Raw genomic sequence first — 17,536 nt, 5'->3', positions numbered from 1 at the left:
CCGGCTGTTAGCGGTTACCGGCGTAGCGGATTGAGCCCCTCCCGGCGCAGCATATCGGCGAGCGCCAGCAGCGGCAATCCGATCAGCGTGTTGGGGTCCCGGCCCTCCAGCGCCTCGAAGAGCGCGATCCCCAAGCCTTCGCATTGAAAACTGCCTGCACATTGCAAGGGCTGTTCCAAATGCACATAGCCGGCGATTTCCGCGTCCTCCAGCGCGTGGAAACGAACGACAAAGGGTTCTGTACAGGCCTGCGAAGCCCCGCTAGCGCTATTAAGCAGCGCCAGGCCGATATAGAACGTCACGGCTTTATCGCGGGCACCGGGTCAGCTGTGCGATGGCGTTGGCTTCTGTGAGCGGCTTCCCCGCGATTTGGGCATCCAGCACGCAGCATTGATCGGCGCCGATAATCAGATGCTGGGGATAACGCTCGGCCAGCGCCTGCGCTTTCGCGATGGCCAGGCGCTGCACCATTTGTTGCGCCGCGTCTTCGCCGGCGTGCGGCGTTTCATCGATATCCGGTGCGTGAAAATCAAACGGTATTGTTAATTTCTCCAACAGCGCGCGGCGGTAAGGGGAAGAGGAGGCCAGAACGATTTTATGCATCACTTTATTATCCGTAGGATGGGCAAATTCATCGCCGCATTCTAAACTGTCCGGCGTCAAGATAGCGAATATGGGTGAAAAGCGGTGCAAAACACCCTTTTTCTTTGACTCCCGCTCGTTACAAAGTTAATATGCGCCCCCTATGCAAAAGGTAAAATTACCCTTGACCATTGATGCAGTACGTACCGCTCAGAAACGCCTGGACTACGCTGGTGTCTATGCGCCTGAGTGGGTAACGCGTGTTGCCGAATCCGTGGTAAGTGTGGAGAGTGATGTCGAGGCCGCGTTATCGTTCGCAATCGATAACCGGCGCCTGGCGGTGATTAGCGGCCATGCGGACGTAGAGGTGGCTCTGCGCTGCCAGCGTTGCAATCAGCCGTTCCCGCATCAGGTACACACGACATTTTGTTTCAGTCCGGTCGTCAGCGACGAACAGGCTGAGGCGTTGCCGGAAGCGTACGAAGCGGTCTACGTCGACGAATTTGGCGAGGTGGATTTGTTGGCAATGATAAAAGATGAAATTATTCTTTTATTGCCTATCGTGCCGGTGCATGATCCTGAACACTGTGAAGTGTTCGCAACGGAACAAGTATTTGGTAAACTACCTGCCGAAGCGGAAAAACCTAATTTATTTTTCGTATTAGCCAGTTTAAAGCATAAGTAATCGAGGAGTAAGGGCCATGGCCGTACAACAAAACAAACCCACCCGTTCCAAACGGGGTATGCGCCGTTCTCACGACGCGCTGACCACCTCCACTGTATCAGTGGACAAAGCTTCCGGTGAAACCCACCTGCGCCACCACATCACCGCCGACGGTTTCTACCGCGGTCGTAAAGTTATAGCCAAGTAATTCCTAAGGCGATACATTGAGACGTCTAACCCTTGCGTTAGATGCTATCGGCGGCGACTTCGGTCCCGCCGTGACGGTACCTGCAGCTTTGCAAGCACTGGGCTCATATCCGCAACTTGAACTGCTGCTTGTCGGCAATCCCGCAGCAATACATCCTTTACTGGTAAAAACCGATTCCGTTCTGCTTGAGCGATTGACGGTCATTCCCGCTGAATCGGTTATTACCAGTGACGCCAAACCGTCGCAGGCCATTAGGGCAAGCCGCGGCACCTCCATGCGCGTTGCGCTGGAGCTTATCAAGGACGGTCGCGCCCAGGCCTGCGTCAGCGCCGGTAATACCGGCGCGCTGATGGGGCTGGCGAAGCTGGTGCTAAAACCCCTGGACGGTATTGAACGGCCTGCGCTGATGGTGGTTTTACCCCATCAAAAGCAGGGTAAAACGGTCGTGCTGGATTTGGGCGCCAACGTCGCCTGTGATGGGGGGATGCTGGCGCAATTCGCCGTGATGGGCGCGGTGATGGCGGAGCATATCGTGGGGGTCACTAACCCACGCGTGGCGTTGTTGAACATCGGCGAGGAAGAAACCAAGGGCCTCTACCCGATTCAGCACGCGGCGGCACTATTACGGGATGTTCCGTCAATCAATTATATCGGCTATCTTGAAGCCAATGAATTATTGACGGGGAAAACCGATGTCCTGGTCTGTGACGGTTTTGTGGGTAACGTCACATTAAAGACTATGGAAGGGGTGATAAGAGTTTTTCTGTCATTGCTGAAATCCTCTGGGAAAAGCGGCAAGCAGAGTTGGCTGATGCAATGGGTCAAGCGGTGGATAAAACGTCGCTTGATGCGTCAATTCGGTCAGCTGAATCCCGACCAATACAATGGCACTTGCCTGATAGGTTTGCGCGGGGCCGTTATCAAAAGTCACGGTGCGGCCAACCAGCGCGCGTTTACCGCCGCTATTGAACAGGCAATGCAAGCGGTGGAGCGGCAGATCCCGGAACGGATAGCCGCACGCCTGGATGCGGTACTACCCAAGAGTGATTAAGCGTACATGTTTACAAAGATTCTCGGTACCGGGAGCTATCTTCCGGCGCATATCCGGTCCAACGCCGACCTGGAAAAAATGGTGGATACGTCTGATGAGTGGATCGTCACTCGCACCGGTATTCGCGAACGCCGTATCGCCAGGGCCGATGAAACCGTCTCCAGCATGGGGCGTGATGCCGCTGAACAAGCGCTGACTATGGCTGGTGTTGCGGCGGAGAAAGTTGGCATGATCATCGTTGCCACCACATCGTCGAGCCATGCTTTTCCGAGTTCAGCCTGCCAGATTCAGCGCGAGCTGGGCATCAATGACTGCATCGCTTTCGATTTGGCGGCGGCCTGCGCCGGTTTTGCCTATGCGCTGAGCGTGGCGGACAACTACATTAAGAACGGCGCGGTCGAATACGCGCTGGTGGTTGGCTCTGATGCGTTAAGCCATACCCTGGATCCTGAGGATCGCGGAACGCTGATTCTGTTTGGCGATGGCGCAGGCGCGGTGGTGCTCAGACGTTCCGTCGAGCTGGGCATCATCTCCACGCATCTGCACGCCGATGGCCGCTATGGCGATTTGCTGACGCTTCCATACCATAATCGTCTCGATCTGGCCGTATCCGCTTACCTGACCATGTCGGGCAATGAGGTGTTCAAGGTGGCGGTGACCGAACTGGCGCATATCGTCGACGAAACGCTCAGCGCCAACGGGCTGGACCGCAGTGAGCTGGACTGGCTGGTGCCCCATCAGGCTAATCTGCGCATTATTACCGCCAGCGCTAAACGCCTGGGAATGGGTATGGAAAAAGTGGTTGTCACCCTTGACCGGCACGGTAATACCTCTGCGGCTTCCGTGCCGCTGGCGCTGGACGAAGCGGTACGCGACGGCCGCATTCAGCCGGGACATCTGGTGCTCCTCGAAGCATTTGGTGGCGGTTTCACCTGGGGTTCAGCGCTGCTACGGTTTTAATCGACAGGAAGAAAAAGAATGACTGTTTTCGCCATGGTATTTCCAGGACAGGGTTCCCAGACGGTAGGTATATTGACGGAGCTGGCGGCAGACCACGCGGTAGTCAAGGCGACATTTGCCGAAGCTTCCGCCGTCCTGGGTTATGATTTATGGCAGCGGGTGCAGCAAGGCCCGGCTGAAGAGCTGAACAAAACCTGGGTGACTCAGCCGGCATTATTGGCATCGTCGGTCGCTATCTGGCGCGTCTGGCAGCAGCAGGGAGGGCAGGCGCCGGCGCTTATGGCCGGCCACAGTCTGGGCGAGTATTCCGCGCTGGTGTGCGCAGGCAGTCTGGATTTCGCCGCGGCAATCGCGCTGGTGGCGCTGCGTGGCAAGCTGATGCAGGATGCGGTGCCGGCCGGTACCGGTGCGATGTCCGCTATTATCGGTCTGGATAACGATGCTATCGCCGCCGCCTGTGAACAGGCGGCCCAAGGGCAGGTGGTGTCGCCGGTTAACTTCAATTCACCGGGCCAGGTGGTTATCGCCGGGCATAAAAAAGCAGTGGAGCGTGCCGGTCTGGCTTGTAAGGAAGCCGGAGCCAAGCGCGCGTTGCCGCTGCCGGTTAGCGTGCCATCCCATTGTGCGTTGATGAAGCCCGCCGCGGAAAAATTGGCGCTAGCGTTGGAAGCGGTAACATTCGCCGCCCCGCAGATCCCGGTGATTAACAACGTGGATGTGCGCGTGGAGCAGCATCCGACGGCCATCCGCCAGGCGCTGATGCGTCAGCTATACAGCCCGGTGCGCTGGACCGAAAGCGTGGGGTACCTTGCGTCCCACGGCGCAGAGGTGTTGCTGGAAATCGGTCCCGGTAAAGTGCTAACCGGCCTGACCAATCGAATTGACGGCAACCTGTCGGTCGCGGCGGTGAATGATCCCGCCTCGCTGGCCGCAGCGATCGAACACTAAAATTGGGGTTACAGATGAGTTTAGAAGGTAAAATTGCGCTGGTGACCGGTGCCAGCCGCGGCATCGGCCGCGCAATCGCGGAAATGCTCGCAGCGCGAGGCGCAACGGTGATTGGTACCGCTACCAGTGAATCGGGTGCTGCCGCCATCAGCCCCTATCTGGGCGATAGCGGCAAAGGAATGGAATTGGACGTTTCTAACAACGCTTCAATCGATGCTTTTTTAGAAAAAATGCGCGCGGAATTTGGCGACGCGGATATTTTAGTGAATAATGCAGGTATTACGCGTGATAATCTGCTGATGCGCATGAAAGAAGACGAATGGCAGTCTATTCTTGATACTAATCTGACGTCCGTATTCCGCATGTCGAAAGCGGTAATGCGGGCCATGATGAAAAAGCGCTACGGCAGAATTATTACTATCGGTTCTGTTGTAGGCGCCATTGGTAATGCCGGGCAGGCAAATTATGCTGCCGCCAAGGCGGGCCTGGTCGGGTTTAGTAAATCGCTGGCCCGTGAAGTCGCCTCGCGCGGCATTACGGTCAACGTGGTAGCGCCGGGATTTATCGCGACTGATATGACCGAAGCGTTGACAGATGAGCACCGTGCGGGCATTTTGTCCCAGATTCCGGCAAGCCGTCTTGGCTATCCGAAAGAAATCGCCAGTGCTGTCGCTTTTTTCGCCTCTGAGGAGGCAGCATACATTACCGGCGAAACGATACATGTCAATGGCGGCATGTATATGCTGTAAAAAGCGCGAAAATCATTTGCGTTATTTGTGGTAAATAACCGCAAAATAGCATAAAATCGTGGTTCGACCAGCCGGGATTGAGTTGCATCTTTTTCAACATTTTATATACTACGAAAACCATCGCGTAAGCGAGTTTTGATAGGAAATTTAAGAGTATGAGCACTATCGAAGAAAGCGTTAAGGCAATCATCGCTGAGCAACTGGGGGTTAAGAAAGAAGAAGTCGTTAATAATGCTTCTTTCGTTGACGACCTCGGCGCTGACTCTCTTGACACCGTTGAGCTGGTTATGGCGCTGGAAGAAGAGTTCGATACCGAAATTCCGGACGAGGAAGCTGAAAAAATCACTACTGTTCAGGCAGCAATTGATTTTATTCAGGCAAGCCTGCAGTAAGCGAACATCCCTAGGCGGTCACTCGACCGCCTAAGTTTTTTAGTCCCACAGTAAACTATTTTCCCTCCCTGGAGGACAAACGTGTCTAAGCGTCGAGTAGTTGTGACCGGACTTGGCATGTTGTCTCCTGTTGGCGATACTGTAGAATCTACGTGGAGCGCGCTCCTTGCCGGACAGAGTGGCATTGGCCTGATCGACCATTTTGATACTACTGCCTATGCAACACGTTTTGCAGGCTTAGTTAAAGATTTTAATTCTGAAGATTGTCTGTCGCGCAAAGAAGCTCGCAAGATGGATGCCTTCATCCAATATGGCGTTGCTGCAGGCCTCCAGGCAATGCAGGACTCCGGCCTGGTTGTGACCGAAGACAATGCCGATCGTATCGGTGCGGCCATCGGTTCGGGTATTGGCGGGCCTCGGGTTGATTGAAGAGAATCATACCGCGCTGGGGCACGGCGGACCGCGTGAAATCAGTCCGTTTTTCGTGCCCTCGACCATCGTCAATATGGTGGCCGGTCATTTGTCCATCATGTGCGGCCTGCGCGGACCCAGCATTTCTATGGCCACCGCCTGTACTACCGGTGTGCATAATATCGGCCATGCGGCGCGTATTATCGCGTATGACGATGCGGACGTCATACTGGCAAGGGGCGCCGAGAAAGGCAACACGCCGTTCGGCGTTGGCGGCTTTGGCGCGGCACGAGCGCTGTCGACCCGCAACGAGAGTCCTGAGACCGCAAGCCGGTCCTGAGATCGCGATCGTGACGGTTTCGTGCTGGGCGACGGCGCGGGCGTCATGGTGCTGGAGGAGTACAAGCACGCCAAACGGCGCGGCGCGAAAATTTACGTCGAAGTGGTCGGGTTTGGCATGAGCAGCGATGCTTACCATATGACATCGCCGCCGGACGATGGCGCTGGCGCCGCGCGCTTAATGATTAATGCGCTGCATGATGCGGGCATAACGCCGGCACAGGTCGCCTACATCAATGCGCACGGCACCTCGACACCCGCAGGCGATAAAGCAGAAACCCAGGCGGTAAAGGAGGTCTTCGCCGAGCATGCGCGCAAAGTGATGGTCAGCTCGACGAAATCGATGACGGCTCATCTGCTCCGGGCGGCCGGCGCTATCGAGGCGATCTTCAGCGTGTTGGCGTTGCGCGATCAGGCGATTCCACCGACCATCAGTCTGGATAACTCCGACGAGGGCTGCGATCTGGACTATGTGCCAAAAGAGGCTCGCCAGGTGAAGGGAATGGATTATACCTTGTATAACTCGTTCGGCTTTGGCGGGACCAAAGGCTCGCTGGTGTTCCGCGCGATATAATCGTAACATGTTGTCTAATGGGCCGTTAACGGGCCATTTTTTTTACTATCCTACGACCGGCCCACAGGAGGCGAAATGTATTGGATCAACGGGATTCCGCAGGCACAATTGCCGCTCGCCGATCGTACGATACATTTTGGCGACGGTTTCTTCACCACCGCCCGGGTGCTGGATGGTGATATTCCCTTGTTGGCCTGGCATCTCGAACGACTGGACCTGGCGGCGCAGCGGTTACTGTTCGCGCCGTTCGATGCCGAGGCCCTGCGCCGGGAAATGCTGATGGCGGCAGGGGACGGCGGCGATGGTGTCCTCAAAGCGTTGATAAGCCGCGGCAGCGGCGGCCGGGGCTATAGCTTTAGCGGCTGTGGCGCGCCGGTGCGCATCGTTTCGCGCTCGCCTGCGCCGGCGCATTATCCCCGCTGGCGCCAGGACGGGGTGCGGTTACATCAAAGCCCGGTACGTCTGGCGCGAAATCCGCTGCTGGCCGGCATCAAACATAATAATCGGCTTGAGCAGGTGCTGATCCGCGCCCATCTGGAGCGCGACGACGCGGATGAAGCGCTGGTGCTGGATAGCGAAGGGGTGGTGGTGGAGTGCGCCGGCGCCAATCTCTTTTGGCGCCGGGGGCAGGACGTGTTTACGCCCGCGCTGCACTACGCAGGCGTTGCGGGTGTGGTGCGTCGTCACGTTATGTCGTTGCTGCCGGCGTTAGGCTATGCGCTTACGGAGGTCGCCGTCGGCCCCGGGGCACTGGCGACCGCGGACGAGGTGTTCATCACCAGCGCGCTTTTGCCGATAGTGCCGGTCAAAGCGATAGACGAACGGCACTATGGCGATAGAACCCTGTACCTGCAGCTTTACCCGCTGTGTTGAGGGGCGCCGGACGAAAAGACGTTATTGTGGCCGCCGTTTGGCAGGCCAGCGAGATTGGAAGGGAAAGAAAAGTAAACGATGAAAATGAAACGGCCTCTGATCTTGGTGCCGCTGGTGCTGCTTGCGCTGGTCGTCGGTTGCCTGCTGCGGTTAAAACACTTCGCCGCCGAGTCTCTGCTCCTCAAGCAGGAAACGATTTTTACCCTGCCGGCCGGCACCGGCCGCGACGGCCTGGAAAAGCTGCTGCGCCAGCAGCATTTGGCGCGGCATGTCGGCTGGCTGCCCTGGCTGATGGAGTTGGAGCCGAAGTTCGCGCCGGTAAAGGCCGGTACCTATCGCCTGAAGCCGGGGATGACGGGGCGCGATCTGCTACTGCTGCTGGCCACCGGCAAAGAAGCGCAGTTTGCCATCCGCTTTATTGAAGGGTCGACGCTTAAAGAGTGGCTGGGCGTGCTGGCACAGGCTCCCTATCTGAAACACGATCTGCAGGGCGTTACGCCGCAAATGTTGGCTGCAAAATGGGGGGAACCGGCGGATAGCGTGCTGGAGGGGCAATTTTATCCCGATACCTATCTGTATACCGCGAATACCCCCGACAGTGCGATTCTCAAGCGCGCCCGCCAGCGCATGAAGACCACGCGGGCCGAAATTTGGCAGGGACGGGCCGAAGGATTGCCGTACACCTCCCCGCAGGCGCTGTTGACCATGGCCTCTATCGTTGAGAAAGAAACCGGGGTGAAAGAGGAACGGGCGCGGGTGGCGTCGGTGTTTATCAACCGCCTGCGTACCGGGATGAAATTACAGACCGATCCGACGGTAATATACGGTATGGGCGACGATTATCGCGGTACGATCACGCGGCAGGATTTAACCGCGCCGACGCCGTATAATACCTATATTATTACCGGGCTGCCGCCGACGCCGATTGCGATGCCCGGCCGGGCTTCCCTCGAAGCCGCCGCGCATCCGGAGAAGAGTGCCTATCTCTATTTCGTCGCCGATGGACGCGGCGGCCATATTTTTTCCACCAATCTGGCGAGCCATAATCAGGCGGTGCAGCAATATCGGCAGCGGCAAAATGCAAAGGAAAACCATGAACAGTAAATTCATCGTGATTGAAGGCCTGGAAGGCGCCGGCAAAACCAGCGCCATCGCGCAGGTGGTTGACGTCCTGCGGGAGCAGGGCATTCGCGATGTCGTTTTTACCCGCGAGCCGGGCGGCACGCCCCTGGCGGAGGTGCTGCGTACGCTTATCAAAGACGGGGTAGGCGAGGAGCCTGTGACCGACCGTGCAGAATTGCTCATGCTCTACGCCGCGCGGGTACAGCTGGTGGAAGGCGTTATCAAGCCGGCGCTGGCTCGAGGCGCCTGGGTAGTGGGCGACCGCCACGATCTTTCCTCCCAGGCTTATCAAGGTGGGGGACGCGGTATGGATGCGCGTCTGTTGCAAACCCTGCGCGATGCGGTACTGAGGGATTTTCGTCCCCATTTGACGCTGTACCTCGATATCCCGCCGGCGCTCGGTTTGGCCCGCGCCGGCGCCCGCGGCGAGCTGGATCGCGTCGAGGTGGAATCGCTGGCGTTCTTCGATCGCACCCGCGCACGTTATCAGGCGCTGGCGGCGGCGGACGATCGCATCGTCACCCTTGATGCCAGTCAGCCGCTCGCTGTGGTGAGCGCCGCGCTTCGTCATCAACTGACGCAATGGTTGCGGGCCCAGGCACCATCGCCATGAAATGGTATCCCTGGCTAAACGGCCCCTATCGGCAAATCCTGGCGCTCTACCAGCAGGCGAGTGGGCATCATGCTTTGCTGTTGCACAGCCAGCCTGGCAACGGCGCGGCGTCGTTATGCTATGCGCTGAGCCGCTGGCTGATGTGCCGGCAGCCGGATGGTAGCAAGAGCTGCGGCGTTTGCCACAGCTGCCGGCTGATGATGGCCGGCAACCATCCTGACTTTTATCAGCCGGAGCCGGAAAAAGGCCGCCAAAGTCTGGGGGTGGATAACATTCGCGCCATTATCGACAGCGTGTATGGCCGCTCCCGTCAGGGAGGGGTAAAGGTGGTCTGGCTGCCCCACGTCGAGCTGCTCACTGAGCAAGCAGCCAACGCGCTACTGAAAACACTGGAAGAGCCGCCGGCAGACACCTATTTTCTGCTGGGCTGCCAGACACCGTCGCGCCTGTTGCCGACGCTCAGAAGCCGCTGTCTCTATTGGCCGCTGCCAGCTCCTGATGAGGCGCTGGGCCTGCGCTGGTTACGACAGGCGGGTTTTGACGACACATTGTCTGCTTGCACCGCGCTGCGGCTGTGCGCTAACGCGCCACTGGCGGCGGAAGCGTTACTTCAGCCGGCGTGTTGGCAGGAGCGGCTGGCGCTGTGCGCGGCGCTGCACGAGGCCCACGGCACCGGCGACTTTTTAACGCTCTTGCCGGCGCTAAACCGGGATAAAGATGATGGGCCGCTGCATTGGCTCCTCAGCCTGCTGACCGATGCGCTGAAATGGCAGCAGGGCGCGCAGGCCTCTCTGGTCAACGCCGACAGGGCGGAGCTGGTGGCCGCGCTGGCCGCGCGCTGGCCGGCCGAGGTACTACACGCGCAGTGGCAACAGTGGCTGCAATGCCTGCGTCAGTGCCAGGAGATAAGCGGCGTCAATCGCGAACTCTTGCTGACCCACTACTTGCTCAATTGGGAGCAAGGTGTGCCGGATGCCTGCGTTTCCTTGTGATATAAAAAAAAGGTTAAACTATGTTTCTGGTCGATTCCCACTGCCATCTCGATGGCCTGGATTATCAAACGCTGCACCGGGATGTGGCGGATGTCGCCGACAAGGCCCGCGCGCGCGATGTGAAGTTGATGCTGGCGGTATGTACTACGCTCCCCGGCTTTCATGCCATGACGGCAATGATAGGCCGCCGCGATGATGTGCTGTTTTCCTGCGGCATCCATCCCCTGAATCTCGATGAGCCTTACGATTTCGCCGACCTGCGGCGTCTGGCGGCGGGGGAGGGCGTGGTAGCGCTCGGTGAAACCGGTTTGGATTACTATTATCAGCAGGATAATAAGGCGCAGCAGCAGGCGGTGTTCCGCGAACATATCCGCGTGGCGCGCGCGCTGAATAAACCGGTAATCGTGCACACCCGCAGCGCGTGCGAAGACACGCTAGCCATTCTCCGTGAGGAGCAGGCCCATGAATGCGGCGGCGTATTGCACTGCTTCACTGAAGACCGCGCGACGGCCAAAGCGCTGTTGGACCTGGGCTTTTACATCTCGTTCTCCGGGATTGTCACCTTCCGCAACGCCGAGGCGCTGCGCGAGGCGGCGCGCTTTGTTCCCCTGGATCGGCTACTGGTGGAAACCGACTCTCCCTATCTGGCGCCGGTACCTTACCGCGGCAAAGAGAATCAGCCGGCTTATGTGCGTGATGTGGCGGAGTATATGGCGACACTGAAAGGGGTCTTCCTAACGCAGTTGGCGGCCGCTACCACCGCCAATTTCGATCGTTTGTTCCACGTCGACGTGCAACCCTACCTCGACGCCAGCTGATGTAAATCAACTACCTTATTATTTGACTTGAAATAAATATTAAATGGTGTTACTTTTGCGCGCAACTATACCCGTGTGGATCGAACGGCAAATGTCCGGCAGCGCGGCGCCACCGCGAGCGTCTGCTGCTGTCCGCCATCTGGCCGCCGTCGCGCACGGCGGCGTCGTAAATACAGTGACCTGATATAGGTCTAAAATGCCGGTTGAGCCCGGGCGCTTTCTTTTTCAGGGTAATAACGTCTATCCACAGGTTCCAGCACCGGTTTGCTCCCGACGCGGCGTCTGATGCACCACGATTCTGCTTCAGGAGTGAAAAAAACATGTTGCAGAATGCATTCGCGCACCTGCAAAAAATCGGTAAATCGCTAATGTTGCCTGTTGCCGGCATTTTACTGGGGGTAGGCTCCGCCGAATTTAGCTGGCTAGCGGCCGTTGTCTCGGATGTCATGGCGGAGGCAGGAGGAGCGGTTTTTACCAATATGCCGCTGATTTTCGCGGTTGGCGTGGCGCTGGGTTTTACCCATAACGACGGCGTTTCGGCTTTGGCGGCGGTGGTGGCCTACGGTATTATGGTAAAAAGCATCGCTGTCGTGGCGCCGTTAATTCTCCATTTGAGCACAGACGAGGTCGCCGTCAAACATCTGGCGGATACGGGGGTTTTGGGGGGGGATTATCGCCGGGGCCATCGCCGCGTCGATGTTTAACCGCTTCTAGCGCATCGAGCTGCCGGAATATCTCGGTTTCTTTGCCGGTAAACGCTTTGTGCCGACTATCTCCAGTCTGTTGGCGATTCTGGTCGGCCTGGTGCTGTCGTTTATCTGTCCGCCTATTAGCGCTGCTATCCAGGATTTTTCCCACTGGGCCGCCTACCAGAATCCTATGATGGCCTTCGCGATTTATGGCGTGGTGGAGTGGGCGCTGGTGCCGTTTGGCCTGCACCATATCTGGAATGTCCCCTTCCAGATGCAGGTAGGTGAATTCACTAATGCCGCCGGTCAGGTTTTTCATGGTGATATTCCTCGTTATATAACGGGCGATCCCACCGCCGGCAAGCTCTCGGGCGGCTTTTTGTTTAAAATGTATGGCCTGCCGGCCGCGGCCATTGCTATTTGGCACACCGCCCGGCCGGAGAATCGCGCCCGCGTCGGCGGTATTCATGATTTCCGCCGCGTTGACCGCCTTTTTGACCGGTATTACCGAGCCAATCGAGTTCTCCTTTATGTTCGTAGCGCCGGTGTTGTATGCCATTCACGCCTTGATGGCCGGGCTGGCGTTCCCGTTGTGTATTCTGCTCGGCATGCGCGACGGCACCAGTTTTTCCCATGAGTTAATCGATTTTGTGGTTCTCAGCGGCAACAGTAGCCGCATCTGGCTGTTTCCGCTGGTGGGAATAGCGTATGGTCTGGTGTATTACAGTTTGTCCCGCCTGCTTATCGTAAAGCTGAATCTAAACACGCCGGGGCGCGATGTCGCGGTCGTTGAGTCGCTATCCCAGAGTGGCAGCGAACGGGCCGCGGCGCTGGTGAGAGCTTTCGGCGGCAAAGCCAATATCACCAGTCTTGACGCCTGTATCACCCGGCTGCGTATCAGCGTGGCAGATGTGGCGAAAGTGGATCAGGCCGGTCTGAAACAGCTGGGCACCCGCGGTGTGGTCGTGGTAGGTTCCGGCGTACAAACGATTTTTGGTACCCAATCGGATAATTTGAAAACCGAAATGGATGACTGTTTGCGGCAAGCGATATAACCCGCGCCGGCGCATGCTGGCGCAGCCTGCATGCGCCACAGTGAATCCATGCTCGCCCGCGGTGGCAAATTTTATTTGGTACAAGGAGGCGAAAGCCTCCTTGTTTGCTATGATTAATACGTCCACGTCGCCACTGTACGTTTAACAAATTTATTTTAATGACGCGGCCGGTTGAAAAGTAGGAGGCTCCTCACTCATACTCCCGTGACCAATCAGTCAGGAAACAAGGAACGCCGTCATGGCCGAAGAAACTATTTTCAGTAAAATTATCCGCCGGGAAATTCCCGCTGATATTTTCTATCAGGATGATTTGGTTACCGCTTTTCGCGACATCAGCCCCAAGGCGCCCAGCCATATTTTAATTGTCACTAACGCACTCATCCCCACTGCCAATGATGTCACCGCCGACGATGAAGCAGCGCTGGGGCGCTTGTTCACCGTCGCAGCGAAAATCGCCCGGCAAGAGGGCATCGATGAGGAGGGCTACCGGTTGATCGTGAATTGCAACCGCCACGGCGGTCAGGAAGTTTATCATTTGCATATGCATCTTTTGGGCGGTAAACCGCTTGGACCGCTGGTGGCCTGATGCGTTGGGGAAAAACATGCGTTTAGCAGCCTGGGGAGTGGCGCTATAGCTGCTCGCCGGCTGTAGCGGCGGCAGCGGCGATCCTGCCCTTGTCATCCATTACCAGCAATCGCTGGTGATGGATCCGGCGGTGCTCAGCGCCGGCATTACCGTCACGCGCACGCTCATCGTACCGCCTAACGGCGAAGCGCGAGTGCAAGCGGTGAATGGTAATCTGGAGGCGAAACACGTCCGTCTGTCTCTATTTGTCTTTGCAATAAAGGGGCAACGTCGAGTCTACAATGAAAAAGAGAGCCTTAATCGTCCTCGCGGCGCTGGTACTGGCCAGCTGTACCTCCCGAAAGCCCGTGCCGCCGCCGGCGCCCATCGAACCCATTCCACCACCGGTTTCGGTTCCGGTACAGCCGCCGCCGGCCATTAGCGAACCGGTGCCCATGCCGCCAAAAATCAAGACCATAGACTGGCAGGCCAGCCTGTCGCCTCTGGTGCAGCAAATGCTGGCGGTAGAGGGAATCAACGACGGCAGCGTGCTGCTGGTCAACACCATGAAAAATGCCACCAACGGCAGCGTGCAGACCGGTAAAGCCACGGCGGTGCTCACCCGCCTGATTGCGGACGCCAGCGGGAAATTTCAGGTTGTCGGCACTAACCAATTGAACGCGGCACGCCAGACGCTGGGACTTTCTGCGGACGACAGTCTGGAATCGCGCAGCAAAGCGGTGGGGATGGCGCGCTATCTTAACGCGCAATATGTGCTTTATAGCGCTGCCGCCGGCGACGTGAAGCAGCCAACGCTCGAGCTTCAACTGATGCTGGTGCAAACCGGCGAGATTATCTGGTCCGGTAACGGCGTTGCTCAAGGCTGATGTTGCCCCGCGATTGGCGCTGGCGCATTGCCTGCCGCCTGCGCTGACGGAGGGGGGCAAACCCTCAGCCGGCCAGCGTCCTGACCGGCGAAAGCTGGCGGCTGCAGGGGGCCGGGTTTGATGTGCTGGCGCGCGGCACCAGCGGGCAGAAAACGCAGCTGGGCGTTAATCAGCGTTGAGAGTTCCGCCTGTTACGCGGTCTATAAACGGCAGCGGTCTGGCGCCGTGTCCGCGGGGTTACCCGCGCCGGCTGGCTGCTGGCGGACTGGCTGCCGGGCGAGCCCTTGGACGTACGAGACCGGCGGCACGCGCTTGACGGCGGGCACCTTGGCGGCGACGCTGGCGACGTTGCATCAACGCCGGCGCCGCGGGTATCCGTTAGATCTGCCAGCGCGCTATGCACGTTATTGGCAGAGCAGCGTCCGGCACGCTGTTCGCCGGCCTGGTTGTGGTTGAGGTTGCAGCGGCGATTTTTACACCGGCGTCCGCCGGCGATCCTGCATCAGGTGCTGTTGCATATGGATGTGCATCAAGGCAATGTGCTGCAGTAGGCGGACCGGTCTTTAGCGCTTATCGACTGGGAGTATGCTGGTGATGGCGATGTGGCGTTGGAGCTGGCGGCATTGTTTTGCGGCAATATGCTGCCGGTGGCAAACCGTGAGGGGGTGCTGGCCGACTATGTGCGGCAAATGCTGGGTCTTGCATACTGTCGTTTGCGCCGGCAGGTTGACGCCTGGATCCCCTGGGTCAATTATTTGATGCTGCTGTGGTATGAGACGCGCTGGCACCAAAGCGATACTCGCGATTTTATCGCCCTGGCGGCGCCGCTATTTTAATTTGCCGGGCTAAGCCGCATGGCATTGTGCGCTTGCGCAATCGTCAACCTCCGCGCGCCGCTTGCCGGAAAGCGGCCTTCTCGCCGGTTTCAAAGCGTAACATGTCGATCACCGGCGTTCAGACGTGGCATCGCGTTGCGATACAGCAGCGTCAATAAAATCCCGGCGCTGAGCGGCAACAGCATCAGGCGCGAGACCGGCGACAGCGTATAGCCATAAAGGGCGTTTTCCAGCAACAGCGCGATAACCGGAAAAAGCAAGAAAACCGTGGAAGCCTGGAAGGCGCTGCCTTTCTTCTGTAGCGCAAAATAACACAGAATACCAAACACCCCTGCCACCACGCCCAAATAGAGCGTTGCCTTTATCGATTTGGAAGAAAAATCTTGCCAGCGGGGGTGCTCTAGGAACCAGCCGCCAACTATCAATGCGAGACCCGCGGCGGCGCAAGGTGGCGCATTGAAGGTCAGCATTGCCACGCGGCTGCCGCGCTGCTTGCAAAGTGTATACATAATCGCATGCATGATTAGTGGGGCGAGCAGGGTCAGGGCGTCCTGCCAGTGGCAGCGGTTGGTCTCCTTCGCTTCGCTTAGCAGCACCACGGTCAGCGAGGCAATGGCCAGCACTAATCCCAGTATCTGTAGTCTGCAGGTTTTTTCCTTCAAAAGCAGCAGCGAGGCAATAAGCACCGCCACCGGCATGTTGGCGAAAATCACCAACGCCAGCCCGGAACTCACGGTTTGCTCGCCGTAAATCATTAGCGAAAACGGAATAGCGAAATAAAATACCGTCACGGCACATTGAAAAAGACGCTGCCCGCGAGAAAAAAGTAATGGCACACGGGTCACCCAGGCCATAATAATAAGCAGCGGCGAGGCGGCCATGAAACGCATGCCGGTCGCAAATAATGGCGGAATGGTTTCCACCGCAATTTTCATGGCAAGCCAGGTCGTGCCCCAGGTTAAACAAACAAGGATAAATAGCAGTGATATCGTGATCCTTCGCATGAAAATCTCCTGTTCAAAAGAATAAGTCTACCCGCTTGGCGGGAGAAAAATATTATTTAACGCAGCGCTTATTGAGTCATTGCAACGTATGACATTCACTGCGCAGGACACTAACAGGCTGTAAGAAAGGTAAATATACTATTGCGTTAATTACTGCACACCTATACGTGATGCGCCTTGGCGCTGAAAGCGGATTTAACGCCGAATCTCCTTTTAGAAAACAAGCAAACGAGAAGCCCAGAGGGGATATATTGGCGCCCGGTTGGTGTTATCAAACAACGAAAACGGTATCTGACATTAATTGTTGTTGTTTTGGAAGAAATAAAAACATAATCCTAATGGGTATCGTCAGCTGACGCATTATATTAAATGCTTTGCTGGAGTAAGCCAGTGTTTTCCTATCCCGACTGAATATGACGTGTTGGCGCAAAATATTATTACTGATATCCAAACGTGCGCTCTTTATTATCTCGAAAAAAGTAACGTTTTCCACGAATTAAGCGCCGTGATAATTCTTATTGCCATGAAACTTTTTTAAAGCATTCTTATGTGACTCTCGGCGGCTTGTCTCGCCAGTCTGACGCCGGGAAACGTTTACGGCCCGAGTGGCCCGGCATTGACATAACATTAGCACGGACCTTGTCGCACATAGGCGAAATGACATGCGCTGGGGGATACCCTGACGCACAATAGGGTTTATAATGAGGCAAGCGTTGTAACCTGAATGTTGCGTTTGCCGCCCCGTGTAGTGGTCAACTAAAACTGGCCACCGCGTTAGCGTTTTTCTAGTATCTATTTTCTGATTCCTTTGGTGGCAACTCACCGTTATATTCATGCGGCCTGAGTGCGCTGTAATGTCCCACGATATAGTCGGTAATTTCATGAGCTGCTCCGCTGAAGCTTATGTAGCACGTTACCGGTATCCACTCATTTTTTAGACTTCTGAAGAAGCGCTTCATCGGACTGTTATCCCAATAGTTCCCCCGCCGACTCATGCTTTGTTTGATCCGGTAACGCCACAGCAACTGTCAGAACTACCTGCTCGTATAGTGGCTACCCTGATCGCTGTGGAACATCACTCCGGCTGGTTTACCACGCGTTTCCCATGCCATTTCCAGTGCTTTGATGGTCAGTCTGCTGTCCGGGGAGAATGACATAGCCCAGCCCACCGGTTTCCTCGCGACCAGATCAAGAACAACCGCAA

General features: G+C 56.9%; 18 protein-coding genes and 4 pseudogenes. 19 read left to right on the top strand and 3 right to left on the bottom strand.

Going from position 1 to position 17,536, the window contains the following annotated elements:
- Nucleotides 1–14: 14 nt before the first annotated feature.
- Nucleotides 15–603 (bottom strand): annotated as a pseudogene (locus tag ACTBDU_RS08045) (Maf family protein).
- 142 nt (nt 604–745) lie between these two features.
- On the opposite strand from ACTBDU_RS08045, the gene yceD reads away from it, so the two are divergent.
- The 19 genes and pseudogenes from yceD (at nt 746) to ACTBDU_RS07950 (ending at nt 15,328) form a co-directional block, all read left to right on the top strand.
- Nucleotides 746–1,267 (top strand): 23S rRNA accumulation protein YceD, encoded by a 522-nt coding sequence (gene yceD / locus ACTBDU_RS08040; RefSeq protein ID WP_438806112.1) that lies wholly within the window; start codon nt 746–748, stop codon nt 1,265–1,267.
- 16 nt (nt 1,268–1,283) lie between these two features.
- Nucleotides 1,284–1,454: a 50S ribosomal protein L32 gene (gene rpmF / locus ACTBDU_RS08035; RefSeq protein ID WP_011410916.1), complete on the top strand. Its 171-nt coding sequence runs from the start codon at nt 1,284–1,286 to the stop codon at nt 1,452–1,454.
- A gap of 16 nt (nt 1,455–1,470) precedes the next feature.
- Nucleotides 1,471–2,505: a phosphate acyltransferase PlsX gene (gene plsX, locus ACTBDU_RS08030; protein WP_438806111.1), complete on the top strand. Its 1,035-nt coding sequence runs from the start codon at nt 1,471–1,473 to the stop codon at nt 2,503–2,505.
- A 6-nt stretch (nt 2,506–2,511) separates the two neighbouring features.
- A complete protein-coding gene (locus tag ACTBDU_RS08025) occupies nt 2,512–3,465 on the top strand; it encodes a beta-ketoacyl-ACP synthase III (protein ID WP_438806110.1) in 954 nt (317 codons plus the stop codon).
- 18 nt (nt 3,466–3,483) lie between these two features.
- Nucleotides 3,484–4,413, top strand: a complete 930-nt coding sequence (gene fabD, locus ACTBDU_RS08020) for an ACP S-malonyltransferase (protein ID WP_438806109.1) — start codon at nt 3,484–3,486, stop codon at nt 4,411–4,413.
- A gap of 14 nt (nt 4,414–4,427) precedes the next feature.
- Complete coding sequence (gene fabG / locus ACTBDU_RS08015) at nt 4,428–5,162, top strand: 3-oxoacyl-ACP reductase FabG (RefSeq protein WP_438806122.1); 735 nt, start codon at nt 4,428–4,430, stop codon at nt 5,160–5,162.
- A gap of 155 nt (nt 5,163–5,317) precedes the next feature.
- Entirely contained in the window at nt 5,318–5,554 is a 237-nt protein-coding gene (acpP, locus tag ACTBDU_RS08010; protein WP_438806108.1) for an acyl carrier protein, read from the top strand.
- Between the two features lie 81 nt (nt 5,555–5,635).
- Nucleotides 5,636–6,878 (top strand): annotated as a pseudogene (fabF, locus tag ACTBDU_RS08005) (beta-ketoacyl-ACP synthase II).
- A gap of 75 nt (nt 6,879–6,953) precedes the next feature.
- Entirely contained in the window at nt 6,954–7,751 is a 798-nt protein-coding gene (pabC, locus tag ACTBDU_RS08000) for an aminodeoxychorismate lyase (RefSeq protein ID WP_438806107.1), read from the top strand.
- Nucleotides 7,752–7,829: 78 nt separating this feature from the next.
- The gene (gene mltG, locus ACTBDU_RS07995) at nt 7,830–8,855 is read left to right on the top strand and encodes an endolytic transglycosylase MltG (protein ID WP_438806106.1); all 1,026 of its coding nucleotides are present in this window, start codon (nt 7,830–7,832) and stop codon (nt 8,853–8,855) included.
- Nucleotides 8,845–9,486, top strand: coding sequence for a dTMP kinase (gene tmk, locus ACTBDU_RS07990; RefSeq protein ID WP_438806121.1), 642 nt, complete (start codon nt 8,845–8,847; stop codon nt 9,484–9,486). The genes mltG and tmk overlap by 11 nt, the downstream gene beginning before the upstream one ends.
- Complete coding sequence (gene holB / locus ACTBDU_RS07985; protein WP_438806105.1) at nt 9,483–10,478, top strand: DNA polymerase III subunit delta'; 996 nt, start codon at nt 9,483–9,485, stop codon at nt 10,476–10,478. The genes tmk and holB overlap by 4 nt, the downstream gene beginning before the upstream one ends.
- Before the next feature lie 20 nt (nt 10,479–10,498).
- The gene (locus tag ACTBDU_RS07980; RefSeq protein WP_438806104.1) at nt 10,499–11,296 is read left to right on the top strand and encodes a metal-dependent hydrolase; all 798 of its coding nucleotides are present in this window, start codon (nt 10,499–10,501) and stop codon (nt 11,294–11,296) included.
- A gap of 320 nt (nt 11,297–11,616) precedes the next feature.
- Nucleotides 11,617–13,040: pseudogene (gene ptsG, locus ACTBDU_RS07975) on the top strand (PTS glucose transporter subunit IIBC).
- A gap of 238 nt (nt 13,041–13,278) precedes the next feature.
- On the top strand, nt 13,279–13,626 hold the full coding sequence (hinT, locus tag ACTBDU_RS07970; RefSeq protein ID WP_438806103.1) for a purine nucleoside phosphoramidase: 348 nt from the start codon (nt 13,279–13,281) through the stop codon (nt 13,624–13,626).
- A gap of 115 nt (nt 13,627–13,741) precedes the next feature.
- The gene (locus ACTBDU_RS07965) at nt 13,742–14,047 is read left to right on the top strand and encodes a hypothetical protein (protein WP_438806123.1); all 306 of its coding nucleotides are present in this window, start codon (nt 13,742–13,744) and stop codon (nt 14,045–14,047) included.
- Nucleotides 13,974–14,492, top strand: a complete 519-nt coding sequence (lpoB, locus tag ACTBDU_RS07960) for a penicillin-binding protein activator LpoB (RefSeq protein ID WP_438806120.1) — start codon at nt 13,974–13,976, stop codon at nt 14,490–14,492. The genes ACTBDU_RS07965 and lpoB overlap by 74 nt, the downstream gene beginning before the upstream one ends.
- Nucleotides 14,493–14,776: 284 nt before the next feature.
- Nucleotides 14,777–15,043, top strand: coding sequence for a hypothetical protein (locus tag ACTBDU_RS07955; RefSeq protein WP_438806102.1), 267 nt, complete (start codon nt 14,777–14,779; stop codon nt 15,041–15,043).
- A gap of 51 nt (nt 15,044–15,094) precedes the next feature.
- On the top strand, nt 15,095–15,328 hold the full coding sequence (locus tag ACTBDU_RS07950) for a hypothetical protein (RefSeq protein ID WP_438806101.1): 234 nt from the start codon (nt 15,095–15,097) through the stop codon (nt 15,326–15,328).
- 89 nt (nt 15,329–15,417) lie between these two features.
- On the opposite strand, the gene ACTBDU_RS07945 is transcribed toward ACTBDU_RS07950, so the two are convergent.
- The gene (locus ACTBDU_RS07945) at nt 15,418–16,332 is read right to left on the bottom strand and encodes a DMT family transporter (RefSeq protein ID WP_438806100.1); all 915 of its coding nucleotides are present in this window, start codon (nt 16,330–16,332) and stop codon (nt 15,418–15,420) included.
- A 785-nt stretch (nt 16,333–17,117) separates the two neighbouring features.
- Nucleotides 17,118–17,536 (bottom strand): annotated as a pseudogene (locus tag ACTBDU_RS07940) (DDE-type integrase/transposase/recombinase); the annotation flags it as partial.

It is taken from the genome of Sodalis sp. (in: enterobacteria), from assembly GCF_051710625.1.
Classification (GTDB): Bacteria; Pseudomonadota; Gammaproteobacteria; order Enterobacterales; family Enterobacteriaceae; genus JBPESN01.
Note: the sequence above shows the minus strand (reverse complement) of the source record. Positions and strands in the feature narration are given on the sequence as shown.